Annotated in this window: 12 protein-coding genes; all 12 read left to right on the forward strand. The window is 37.6% G+C overall.

What is annotated here, in order from left to right:
• The first annotated feature begins 21 nt into the window (after positions 1 to 21).
• The gene (gene argH / locus NC818_05320) at positions 22 to 1,398 is read left to right on the forward strand and encodes an argininosuccinate lyase (GenBank protein ID MCM8784172.1); all 1,377 of its coding nucleotides are present in this window, start codon (positions 22 to 24) and stop codon (positions 1,396 to 1,398) included.
• Positions 1,399 to 2,697 (forward strand): diaminopimelate decarboxylase, encoded by a 1,299-nt coding sequence (gene lysA / locus NC818_05325; GenBank protein ID MCM8784173.1) that lies wholly within the window; start codon positions 1,399 to 1,401, stop codon positions 2,695 to 2,697.
• Positions 2,698 to 2,711: 14 nt separating this feature from the next.
• Entirely contained in the window at positions 2,712 to 3,566 is an 855-nt protein-coding gene (gene dapF, locus NC818_05330) for a diaminopimelate epimerase (protein MCM8784174.1), read from the forward strand.
• Positions 3,559 to 4,449: a 4-hydroxy-tetrahydrodipicolinate synthase gene (gene dapA, locus NC818_05335; GenBank protein MCM8784175.1), complete on the forward strand. Its 891-nt coding sequence runs from the start codon at positions 3,559 to 3,561 to the stop codon at positions 4,447 to 4,449. Before dapF ends, dapA begins: the two co-directional genes overlap by 8 nt.
• Positions 4,450 to 4,465: 16 nt before the next feature.
• Positions 4,466 to 5,176: a 4-hydroxy-tetrahydrodipicolinate reductase gene (gene dapB, locus NC818_05340; protein ID MCM8784176.1), complete on the forward strand. Its 711-nt coding sequence runs from the start codon at positions 4,466 to 4,468 to the stop codon at positions 5,174 to 5,176.
• The gene (locus NC818_05345; GenBank protein MCM8784177.1) at positions 5,176 to 6,336 is read left to right on the forward strand and encodes an LL-diaminopimelate aminotransferase; all 1,161 of its coding nucleotides are present in this window, start codon (positions 5,176 to 5,178) and stop codon (positions 6,334 to 6,336) included. The genes dapB and NC818_05345 overlap by 1 nt, the downstream gene beginning before the upstream one ends.
• Before the next feature lie 33 nt (positions 6,337 to 6,369).
• Complete coding sequence (gene folK / locus NC818_05350; GenBank protein MCM8784178.1) at positions 6,370 to 6,840, forward strand: 2-amino-4-hydroxy-6-hydroxymethyldihydropteridine diphosphokinase; 471 nt, start codon at positions 6,370 to 6,372, stop codon at positions 6,838 to 6,840.
• Complete coding sequence (gene panC, locus NC818_05355; GenBank protein MCM8784179.1) at positions 6,818 to 7,663, forward strand: pantoate--beta-alanine ligase; 846 nt, start codon at positions 6,818 to 6,820, stop codon at positions 7,661 to 7,663. The genes folK and panC overlap by 23 nt, the downstream gene beginning before the upstream one ends.
• A gap of 24 nt (positions 7,664 to 7,687) precedes the next feature.
• Positions 7,688 to 8,047, forward strand: a complete 360-nt coding sequence (locus tag NC818_05360; protein MCM8784180.1) for an aspartate 1-decarboxylase — start codon at positions 7,688 to 7,690, stop codon at positions 8,045 to 8,047.
• Between the two features lie 3 nt (positions 8,048 to 8,050).
• Positions 8,051 to 9,010 carry a quinolinate synthase NadA gene (nadA, locus tag NC818_05365; GenBank protein ID MCM8784181.1) on the forward strand — a complete coding sequence of 320 codons (960 nt, stop codon included), beginning with the start codon at positions 8,051 to 8,053 and terminating at the stop codon, positions 9,008 to 9,010.
• Between the two features lie 11 nt (positions 9,011 to 9,021).
• Positions 9,022 to 9,831, forward strand: a complete 810-nt coding sequence (locus NC818_05370) for an aspartate dehydrogenase (protein MCM8784182.1) — start codon at positions 9,022 to 9,024, stop codon at positions 9,829 to 9,831.
• 466 nt (positions 9,832 to 10,297) lie between these two features.
• A partial coding sequence (locus NC818_05375; GenBank protein MCM8784183.1) for an excinuclease ABC subunit UvrA occupies positions 10,298 to 11,704 on the forward strand: 1,407 nt, incomplete at its 3' end.

Here is an 11,704-nt window from a genome sequence, read left to right on the forward strand (position 1 = left end):
CAGGCAAAAGAAGAGGTAAATATGACTAATAATAAATTATGGGGGGGGAGGTTTAAGAAAGATTTAGATAGAGATGTTTTTGATTTTACTAAGAGCATCGCTTTCGATAAACGTTTGGCTATTTATGATATAGAAGGAAGCATTGCCCATGCCGAGATGTTGGGAAAGTGTAAGGTTATTTCTCAGAAAGAAAAAGCGCTTTTAATAAAAGGTTTAAAGAGTTTAAAGAATAAATTAACATTATTTAACTTAGATAAACATGAAGATATCCATACTGCGGTAGTTAACTTGTTACGTAGAGAGATAGGGAAAATTGCAGACAAACTGCATATTGGGAGGTCGCGTAATGACCAGGTTGTTTTAGATTTGCGCCTTTGTTGTAAAGAAGAAATTAAGGAAATTGTTAAGGGAATTAAGAATTTACAGACCTGTTTTTTGAAAGGAGTAAAGAAGTTTAGTGATAAAGTTACCATCCCTTCCTATACTCATCTTAAGAACGCCCAGTGTATCTTATTCTCACAGCAGTTGCTTGCTTATCTTCAGATGTTAGAACGAGATAAAGAGAGGCTTTACGATGCGTTGAAGAGGGTAGATGTAATGCCCTTAGGCAGTGGTGCAGGAAGAGGGGTTAGTTTTTCTATCGATAGATTTTATGTAGCAAAAAGATTGGGTTTTTCTCGTGTTTCAGAAAATAGTATCGATAGCGTGAGTGACCGAGATTTTGTCATTGAGGTACTTTCCTGTTTGGCTATTTTAATGATGCATCTTTCGCGAATTGCGGAAGATTTTATTCTTTTCTCAAGTGATGAATTTGGTTTCGTTGAGGGAGATGACCGTCACTATACGGGTTCGAGCATGTTACCACACAAGAAAAATCCCGACCCCTTAGAGCTTATTCGAGGTTATAGTGGGCGAGTTTATGGCAACCTGGTTTCGGTTTTGGTAATGATGAAGGGGCTTCCTTTGACTTACAATCGAGATATGCAGTTAGATAAGCCTCCTTTTTTTGATTCGGTTGATATCGTAAAAAGTTCAATTTATATTTTAGAGAAAGTTCTCTATGGGATAAAAGTAAAGATAGAAAAATTAAAAAAAGCATCTATGAATGAATTCATTTTTGCTTCAGACATTGCGGAGTTCTTAGTGACTAAGGGATACTCCTGGCAGGAAGCACATGATGCAACAGGAAGATTGATCCTTGAGTCCATAGAGAAGAAAAAGCCTCTAAAAGAAATGTCGGAAAAAGAACTTAAGAAGATAATACCTCAATTAAATAGAAATTTGATTTCCGAACTACTTCACCCCTTAAAATCAGTTAGACGCATAAGGTCCTATGGAGGCTCAAGCCCCGCGAGCATAAAAGTTCAGATTAGAGACTGGGAGAAGAGATTGAGATAGATGCATGAATTTAGATATGTGAAGGACAGTTTCTATTGTGAGGAAGTTAAGGTAGAGGTTTTAGCAAAGCATTTCGGAACGCCCCTCTATGTCTATAGCTATAACACCCTTATTGATCACTATCTAAAATTAAAGCATGCCTTTCAAGAGAAAAAACCACTTATTTGCTATTCTGTGAAAGCCAATTCCAATCTTTCTATACTTAAAATCCTCGTCGATAAAGGAGCAGGATTAGACATTGTTTCCGGGGGAGAGCTTTTCCGTGCCTTAAAAGTAAAATGCCCTCCGCAAAGAATTGTTTATGCTTCCGTGGGGAAAACCGATAGAGAAATTGAAGAAGCAATTAAGAAAGGGATTTTGTTCTTTAATATAGAGTCGCCCCCAGAGTTAGAAAATATAAATGATATTGCTAAAAAAATAAAGAAGAAAGCTGGTGTGGCTATTCGTATTAATCCCGATGTGGAACCAAAGACTCATAAATTCATTACTACAGGGAAACTAACCAATAAATTTGGTTTAGATTTTAAGACCGCAGAGGAAATTTTAAAAAATAAGGCAAAATATCCTTGGGTAAGGATAAAAGGGTTACATATCCATATTGGTTCTCAGATTACCGAAAGTTCACCTTTTGTTTCAGCAATTAAAAAGTTGGTTGATTTTTATAACCAAATAAAAACAGAGAATGAAGATTTGGAATACCTCAATATCGGGGGTGGATTAGGTATTGTTTATCACAAAGAAAAGCCCCAGACGGCGGAAGAGTTTGCTTTGCAGGTGTTACCTATTTTGAGAAAAACAGGATTAAAAATTATTCTTGAACCAGGCAGATTTATCGCTGGGCCAAGTGGAATACTGGTGGTTAAGGTTTTATATATTAAGAATACTCCCTTAAAAAAATTTATTATTGTTGATGGAGGGATGAATGATTTAATACGTCCAGCGCTATACGGTGCTTATCATGAGATAATACCACTGTGCCAGAACACCAGCGCCCCAACTACCAGTAAATATGATGTTGTGGGTCCGATTTGTGAAAGTGGAGATTTCTTTGCCAAAGACAGAGAATTGCCTCCTCTAAAAGGAGGGGATTATTTAGCAATAATGGGAACCGGTGCTTATGGGTTTAGTATGGCAAGTAATTATAACTCCCGACCAAGGCCTGCAGAAGTCTTAGTTAAGGAAGATAAGGCGTATCTTATTAGAAAAAGAGAAACCTATCAAGACCTGATTGGGAATGAAATAGTTATGCATAAGCTCAAAGCTCAAAGCTCAAAACTAAAAACTAAAAACAAAAACTAAAAACGCTAACTTCTATGGATAAAGTTGATTTTGTAAAGATGGTGGCATCGGGTAATGATTTTGTGCTCATTGAAGGAAAGAGAAAAAAGCAACAATTAGCAAACTATAGCGATTTGGCAAAGAAAATCTGTGAGAGAAAATTCGGTGTGGGCGCAGATGGAATTTTGATAGTAGATAAATCAACTGTTGCCGATTTTAAGATGCGTATTTTTAATCCCGATGGTTCAGAGGCAGAGATGTGTGGAAATGGATTGCGTTGTGTTGCCCTTTTTGCAAAATCAAAAATAAAAAATTATGCCACAAAAATTAGTAGAGAAAAATCAAAAAATTTCAGAATAGAGACTGAAGCAGGAATCTTAGAGGCAACTGTTGAGGGAGATAAAGTGAAGATAAAAATGATTGAGCCTAAGGATTTAAAGATGGATATAAGCCTCTATATCGGTGGAGAGAAATATATAGTTCATTATATCAACACGGGAGTTCCTCATGCTATTCTATTTGTAAATGACTTGAAAAACACCAATGTCAAAGGATTGGGGAAGATTATTCGTTTTCATCCGCGGTTTTTGCCGCAAGGGACCAACGTTGATTTTGTGGAGGTAAAGGATAGGAGGAATATTTTGTTACGTACTTATGAGAGGGGAGTGGAAGACGAGACACTTGCCTGTGGAACCGGAGCTGTGGCTTCGGCAATAATTTCAAATTTAAAATTAAAAAAATCAAGAATGGAGAAAAATTGTGAAATAAAAGTACTTACCCAAGGTGGAGAAATATTAAAAGTTTTTTTTGAAAGAAAAGATGATAATTTCAAGAATGTTTGGTTAGAAGGCAATGCAAAAATAGTTTTTAAGGGGGTGTATTATGGATAAGAATAAGTTTAAAGGCTCGATTGTAGCAATTGTTACGCCATTTAAAGAGGAGAAGGTTGATGAAAAAAGTTTTAAGAAATTATTAAATTTTCATGTTAAAGAAGGAACCGATGGCATAGTGCCTTGCGGGACAACGGGAGAATCTGCTACACTTTCTTTTGAGGAACACGAAAGGGTCATAGAACTTACTATAGAGAATGTAGGAGGAAGGATACCCGTAATTGCGGGGACAGGTTCCAATTCTACCACCGAAGCCATCATGCTTACCAAACATGCTAAAAAGGCAGGAGCCGATGCTTCTTTACAGGTTTCTCCTTATTATAACCGTCCCACTCAGAGAGGACTCTATGAACATTTTAAGGCGATTGCAGAAGCGGTAGATATTCCTATCATTCTTTATAACATTGCCTCTCGAACAGGTGTGAATATTGAACCGGAAACGATGGCAAAACTTGCTCATGATTGTAGGAATATCATCGGAGTGAAAGAAGCCTCCGGTTCACTTGACCAGATGTCGCGGATTAAATCTCTTTGTCCTCCTAATTTTTTACTTATTTCTGGAGACGATAGCCTTACTTTACCTATTCTTGCTATTGGAGGAGTAGGGGTTATTTCAGTAGTTGCCAATATTGTTCCACGGGAGGTTAAGAAGATGATTTCTTCATTTGATAAAGGGGATATAGAAGAGGCAAGAGATATGCATTATAAATTACTTCCTTTGATAAAGGCGATGTTTATCGAGACAAATCCGATACCCGTAAAAACTGCAATGGGACTTTTAGGTATGTGTAAAGCGGATATACGTCTTCCCTTATGTCCGATGAGCGTGGAAAACCTGGGAAAATTAAAGAATGCTCTTAAGGAGTACGGTTTACTTAAATAAACTTATGGAGGGATAAATGATTAGACTGGCAGTAAGTGGTGCGTGTGGGAAAATGGGGACGAAGATTATCGAACTGGCAAGTAAAGATAAAGAGTTTCAATTAGTAGTTGCTTTAGAAGCGAAGGGGCATCCGAAGATAGGGGATGTTGTCCAGGGGTTTAAAATCAGCGACAATCCCGAAGAAATTAAAAATACAGACTGTCTTGTTGAGTTTACTAATCCTTCTGCTACCATAGAGCATCTGAACATCGCCGTTAAATATAATAAAGCAATGGTGATTGGAACCACGGGATTGAATGAAGAAGAGAAGTTAAAAATAAAAGATGCCTCACGTTATATTCCTATTGTTTCTTCTCCTAATATGTCGGTAGGTGTAAATCTCCTTTTTCGTTTGACACGTGAAGCTGCGAGCACGCTTACTTCCGAATATAAGGTAAAAATAATTGAAGCACATCACATTCATAAGAAAGATGCCCCTTCTGGTACCGCAAAAGTGTTAGCGGAGATTATTAAGAAACATACAGGAAAAGAAGTTACCGATATAAAATCCATTCGTGAAGGAGAAATTGTGGGAGACCATCGTGTTATTTTTGATAGCCCTTTTGATACGATAGAATTGTTTCATTCTGCTAAGACACGCGATATTTTTGCTAAAGGCGCTCTGGTAGCAGCAAAGTTTGTGGTGAAACAGAGGCCCGGACTTTTTGATATGCAGGTGGTAAAATGATGAAAATAACCAAACGTCTTAAGCAACTACCTCCTTATCTCTTTGCTGAAATAGACCGCATAAAAAGGAGTATGCGTGAGAAAGGCATAGACCTTATTGATTTAGGAATAGGAGACCCCGACCAACCTACACCTGCTCATATTGTGGACAGTCTTTGCCGGGCTGCACACGTTCCAGCCAACCATCGTTACGCTCTTGACCAAGGATTATTAGAATTTAGAACAGCAGTTAGTAGATGGTACAAGAAGAGATTTAATGTAGAACTTGACCCTCACCATGAAATTTATCCTCTTATTGGCTCCAAAGAAGGGATTGCACATTTACCCCTTGCTTTTATCGATCCTCAAGAGATTGCCTTAATTCCCGATCCTTGTTATCCCCCTTACAAAAGCGGGGCTATCCTCGCTGGCGGTAAACCCTATCTTTTGCCTCTTCGTCCCAAGAATAATTTTTTACCGGATTTTAAAAAAATCAGTAGTTCTATTCTTAAAAAAGCGCGCATATTTTTCTTAAATTATCCTAATAATCCCACCGCAAGTATATGCCCAGAAGAGTTCTATAAAGATGTAATTCGCTTTGCACAGAGAAACAAAATCCTTATCTGTCATGATGCGGCTTATTCCGAGATAAGCTTTGATACCTATCGTGCCCCCAGCTTCCTTGAATTTCCTGGAGCAAAAGAGGTAGGGATTGAATTCCATTCACTTTCTAAAACCTATAATATGACAGGTTGGCGCATTGGATGGGTTTGTGGAAATAGGGAAGCGGTTGGTGCGCTGGGTAAAGTAAAGACAAACATTGATTCGGGAATATTCCAAGCAATTCAAATTGCAGGGATATCGGCTTTGGAAGGCGACCAGTCGCATATAGAGCAGATGAATGCAATTTACAGAACAAGACGGGATTGTTTGATAGAAGGCTTAAGGAAAATTGGCTGGGAAATAAAAAAACCTTTAGCTACTTTTTATATCTGGGCTCCTTTACCTAAGCCTCATTATTCCTCTATAAAATTTGCCAAGCTTATTTTAGAAGAGGCAAATGTAGTAGTAACCCCGGGAGTAGGTTTTGGGAAAGCAGGGGAGGGTTTTGTCAGATTTAGTTTAACTAATTCTGTAGAGAGAATTAGCGAGGCGATAGAGAGAATAAAGAAGGTATTGTAATAGATTGATTTGCACCTTACCTTATTCAGAGAAATGAAGGTTTGCTATATCGGTGTAGGTTCAAATCAGGGTAATCGTCTGAGGAATATAAATAAAGCAATTGTGTTCTTAAAACAAGATAAAAAAATTAGATTCTTAAGAAGGTCGCGTATTTATGAAACTGAGCCCCTTGGACCTCCACAGAGAAAATTTCTTAATGGTATTTGGAAAATTAAAACCGAATACTCGCCTTTTGAACTTTTGGAACGATTGAAAGAGATTGAATCTCTATTGGGAAGAAAGAGTTCTGTAAGATGGGGACCAAGGCCCATAGATTTGGACATTCTTTTTTATAATCGCTTAATTTTGAATAATAGAAGATTAATCATTCCTCATCCAGAAGTTGCAAAACGTATCTTTGTGCTTAAACCATTGAGTGAGATTTCTCCTTTTTTGAGACATCCGGTAATGAAGAGAACAATAAAAACTCTCTTGAAAAATTATGAAGATAGTAAGAAAAATTAAAAGGATGCAAAATTTGGTTAAAGATTTAAAACAAAAAGGAAAAACTATTGGTTTTGTCCCAACGATGGGATACCTTCATAATGGGCATCTTTCTTTAGCGCGCCAGGCAAGAAAAGATAATGATTTTGTAGTACTAAGTATTTTTGTTAATCCTCTACAGTTTGGTCCAAAAGAGGATTTCAAACGTTATCCTCGCGATTTCAAAAGAGATATGAGATTAGCAAAAGAGGTGGGGGTGGATATAATCTTTATTCCTCAAGATAAGGAGATGTATCCTCAAGACTATGTTACCTATGTAGAAGTAGAACGACTTACAAAAAAACTCTGTGGTCGTTTTCGCCCGGGGCACTTTAAAGGAGTAACCACGGTAGTAATGAAACTCTTTAACATTGTAAATCCCGATGTTGCTTACTTTGGTCAAAAAGATGCTCAGCAGGCAAGGATAATTGAAAAGATGGTAGAAGACCTTAATATGAATATCAAGATTAAAATCTTGCCTATTGTCAGAGAAAAGGACGGACTGGCAATGAGTTCGCGCAATGTCTATTTGAGCCCTCAGGAACGAGAAAGAGCAGTTTGTCTCTATGAGGCATTGAAGAAAGCAGAAGAGATGGTTTCTCAGGGTATAAGAAATGCAGAAAAAATAAGAAGAGAGATAAAAAAAGTTCTTGCTAAAAAAAAGGTTTATCGTATAGACTATATAGAAGTAGTAGACGCCAAAACTCTTACACCACTTAATAAATTAGAAGGTAAGATATTGATTGCTTTAGCGGTTTGGATTGGCAGGACTCGCTTGATTGACAATACAATATTAACTCTTTAAGGCCGATTAATCTGAATAACTGAAATGATGCGTATAATGTTTAAGTCCAAAATCCACGGTGCAGTGGTAACTGATGCTAATCTGGAATATGAAGGAAGTATTACCATCGATAAGGAATTACTTGAGAAAGCAGATATTTTAGTGGGAGAAAGAGTCCAGATTCTTAATATTAATAACGGAATGCGTGTGGAAACTTATGTCATAGAGGGTAAACGCGGTTCAGGGACCATATGCATGAACGGTCCTGCTGCTCGCTGGGCAGAGATAGGAGATAAGATTATTATTATTTCTTATGTTTTGGTGGAGGAAGAAGAAATAAAGAAATTTAAGATAAGAAAAGTATTTGTGGACGATAAGAATAGACCAGTAAAAATAAAAGGATAGAAAATGGTTTACACGGTAGATGATGAAAGAAAATATATCGAGCATCTCAAACAAAGGATATCTGAACTTAAGAAGGAACGCAAGGCAGTAATTGTTGTTCATAATTATCAACGTGAAGAAGTCCAGGACATTGCCGATTACATTGGAGATAGTTTGGAATTGGCGCGTTCTGTAATTAATGTTGACGCGGAGGTGATTGTTTTCTGTGGTGTGCATTTTATGGCAGAGAGTGCGGTTATCTTAAACCCTGAAAAAAAAGTTCTTTTGCCTGTAAAAGAAGCCGGCTGTCCTATGGCAGATATGATAACCGCAGAAAAGTTAAAACTGATTAAACAACAACATCCCGATGCGGCGGTAGTTTGTTACGTTAATTCTTCTGCCCGTGTAAAAGCAGAGTCTGATATATGTTGTACTTCCAGTAATGCCATAGAGGTGGTGCGGGCATTGCCCCATAAGAAAATAATTTTTGTTCCCGATAAGAATTTGGGTGCCTATATCCAGGATAATGTAAAGGAAAAGGAGATTATCCTCTGGAATGGATTCTGTCCTACCCATATTCGTTTAACCGAAGAAGAGGTTATAGAGGCTAAAAAAAATTATCCTCAGGCACAATTTATTGCTCATCCTGAATGCTGTCCCGAAGTTCTTGCTTTAGCCGATGAAGTTTTGAGCACCGGAGGGATGTTTAAATATGTGAAGAATTCCTCTGCAAAGGATTTTATCATCGGGACAGAACGAGGAGTGGTGTGTCGTTTAAAGAAAGAAAATCCCGATAAAAATTTCTATCTTCCTTCTGAGCATCTTGTCTGCGCGAATATGAAATTGATTACTTTGGGTTGGGTAGCCCATTCTTTAGAATTTATGGTTCATGAAGTGAATGTGCCTGAAGAAATAAGAATGAAAGCAAAACTTGCTTTAGAGAGAATGTTGGAGGTTTCTAAAAAGGTAAGGGTAGGGAAATAATTTTAAATCCTATGCTTAAAATAGGTATAGTTGGTTGCGGAACGATTGGTAAAGTATTAGCACATGCTATTGAAGATAGGTTCTATCCCAAAGCGTGTCTTTCCAGTATCTACGATGTTGATTTAATGAAGGCAGCAAGCCTTGCTAAAGAGTTGAAAAGAAGGGCTTATGTTGCTTTGACGCTTGATAAACTTATCTGGCGTAGCCATTTAGTAATAGAAAGTGCTTCTGCTCAGGCATCCAGAGATATTGCCCTTCGGGTCATTAAACAAGGTCGCGATATTCTCATCATGAGTATCGGAGGCATTATTAACTATCCTGCTTTATTTGATGAGGCAAAGAAACATAATCGCAAGATCTATCTTCCCTCGGGAGCCATTGGAGGAATTGATGCATTACGTGCAGGAAGTATAGCTAAAATAACCCAAGTAACTTTAACTACCCGTAAACCCCCACATAGTTTTAATGATGCACCTTATATCATAGAGAAAAAAATAGACCTTAGTAAGATAGATGGCGAGGTGCTTCTCTTTGAAGGTTCGGCAGAGGAGGCAGTAAAAGGGTTTCCTCAGAATGTAAATATTGCCGCACTCCTTTCCTTGGCAGGGATAGGGGCTAAAAATACGTTGGTAAGAATTGTTGCCTCTCCTTTTTATAAATACAATATTCATGAGATAGAGTTTGAAGGAAATTTTGGGAAATTCACAGCACGCATAGAGAATTTTCCTATGCCTGATAATCCCAAGACGAGTTATTTAGCTGCTCTTTCTGCAATTGCTACATTAGAGAACATATTAGGAAATGTTAAATTAGGCACTTAAATTGATAAGACACATTGGCATTATAACAGTTTAACGATTTAGCAATCTTGTCCAGAAAGGAGGTGAGTAAAGATGGCGGAGAAAGTAGCGAAGGTTGGGGTTAAGAAAGCACCGGGATATCTCTACTTTGTAGATAAACAGGGCGATATTTCCCGTGCCAAGATGGCCAGAGGTGGAAAGAAAAAAAAGAAGAAGAGATAATTTTACTTCCTTGAGGAATGAATTTTTAAAAGAGACCCCGGCTTTCGTCGGGGTTTTCTTTTTTAATTTTGTCGTCTCTACTTCCTTGCAAGTTTTTGTTATTTTATAGTATAATTTATAATTCTGTGAACAAAATAATTTGTTTCAAGATGTAAATTTTAGACTTTAAGGGGAATAACTTGTTAAGAATTAAATTAGACGAGAATACTTTTAATTACCTTTTTGTGTTAAAAATGGCATAACACAATATCCCGATAATCCGGAGATGTCTAATTCCATAATTATTCACGGTGCAAGACAGCACAATCTTAAAAATATCCACTTAGAACTCCCCCGCAATAAACTCATCGTGATTACGGGCTTGAGTGGTTCAGGGAAGTCTTCGCTTGCCTTTGACACTATTTATGCAGAGGGGCAACGGCGTTATGTAGAATCTCTTTCTGCCTATGCCCGACAGTTTCTAGAACAGATGCAAAAACCAGATTTAGATTTTATTGAAGGACTTTCTCCGGCAATATCTATAGAACAACGCAGTGCGGGAGGAAGCCCCCGCTCTACAGTGGGAACGCAGACGGAAATTTACGATTATTTACGGCTTTTATTTGCCCGCATTGGGACTCCTTTTTGTTATAAATGCGGGAAAAAGATTTCTCGGCAATCAGCTCAAGAAATTATTGAACAAGTGAATACTCTTGCCTCGGGAACAAAAATAGCCATTCTTGCTCCCCAGGTTAGAGGGAGAAAAGGAGAATATCAGAGTTTGTTTAAAGAATTGCGAAAGGAAGGATTTGTAAGAGTAAGGATTGATGGAAAGATTTATGATTTAGATGAGGGGATATTTCTGGATAAGAAAAAAATTCATTATATAGACATTTTAGTAGACAGAATTACCCTTTCTCCAGAAATTAAAAATCGACTCGCAGATTCTATAGAAACCGCCTTGAAATTTGGTAAAGGAAGGGTTATTGTTAGCCAAGAGGACAAAGTTGACATTTTATACAGTGAGCTCTTTGCCTGCGTTGATTGTGGGGTGAGTTATGGAGAAATTGAACCGAGGATTTTTTCTTTCAATTCTCCTTACGGAGCTTGTCCTCAATGTAATGGTTTAGGAACTAAGATGGAGATAGACCCAGATTTAGTAATACCCGATAAGAATAAATCTATAAGAGAGGGAGCGATCGAACCCTGGAGGAAAGGTGGTAAAGGATATGTACTATATTATCGAGGTATTTTAAGGGAACTTGCGGAGAGACTTGGGTTTAGTTTAGATGTACCTTTTAAGAAATTGGATAAAGAAGTACAGAAAATAATTCTTTATGGATGCGATGAATGGATATGGGGTAAACCTTATGAGGGAATAGTTCCTCATTTGGAAAGGCTTTTTGAGAAGACGGATAGCGATTATCTCAAAGGAGAAATAAGTCGTTTTATGAGTACTTTGCCTTGTGTCTCCTGTGGAGGTAAGAGGTTAAAACCAGAGAGTTTAGCAATAAAGATTCAAAATAAAAATATTGCCGATGTTACCAAGATGTCGGTTATACAAGCGAGGGATTTTTTTGTTGATCTTGAACTTTCTTCGTCACAGAGAATGATTGCCCAGCAGCTTCTCAAGGAGATATTACGCAGGCTTGATTTTATGCTTGATGTGGGGTTGGGATATCTTACTTTAGAT

The sequence above is a fragment of the Candidatus Omnitrophota bacterium genome (assembly GCA_023819145.1).
In the GTDB taxonomy this organism is placed as follows: Bacteria; Omnitrophota; Gorgyraeia; order DTHP01; family DTHP01; genus JBFWKV01.

What these genes read in the sequence shown, in the direction of transcription:
- argH (MCM8784172.1), top strand. Translation starts at nt 22, where the DNA reads ATGACTAATAATAAATTATGGGGGGGGAGGTTTAAGAAAGATTTAGAT.
- lysA (MCM8784173.1), top strand. Translation starts at nt 1,399, where the DNA reads ATGCATGAATTTAGATATGTGAAGGACAGTTTCTATTGTGAGGAAGTT.
- dapF (MCM8784174.1), top strand. Translation starts at nt 2,712, where the DNA reads ATGGATAAAGTTGATTTTGTAAAGATGGTGGCATCGGGTAATGATTTT.
- dapA (MCM8784175.1), top strand. Translation starts at nt 3,559, where the DNA reads ATGGATAAGAATAAGTTTAAAGGCTCGATTGTAGCAATTGTTACGCCA.
- dapB (MCM8784176.1), top strand. Translation starts at nt 4,466, where the DNA reads ATGATTAGACTGGCAGTAAGTGGTGCGTGTGGGAAAATGGGGACGAAG.
- NC818_05345 (MCM8784177.1), top strand. Translation starts at nt 5,176, where the DNA reads ATGAAAATAACCAAACGTCTTAAGCAACTACCTCCTTATCTCTTTGCT.
- folK (MCM8784178.1), top strand. Translation starts at nt 6,370, where the DNA reads ATGAAGGTTTGCTATATCGGTGTAGGTTCAAATCAGGGTAATCGTCTG.
- panC (MCM8784179.1), top strand. Translation starts at nt 6,818, where the DNA reads ATGAAGATAGTAAGAAAAATTAAAAGGATGCAAAATTTGGTTAAAGAT.
- NC818_05360 (MCM8784180.1), top strand. Translation starts at nt 7,688, where the DNA reads ATGATGCGTATAATGTTTAAGTCCAAAATCCACGGTGCAGTGGTAACT.
- nadA (MCM8784181.1), top strand. Translation starts at nt 8,051, where the DNA reads ATGGTTTACACGGTAGATGATGAAAGAAAATATATCGAGCATCTCAAA.
- NC818_05370 (MCM8784182.1), top strand. Translation starts at nt 9,022, where the DNA reads ATGCTTAAAATAGGTATAGTTGGTTGCGGAACGATTGGTAAAGTATTA.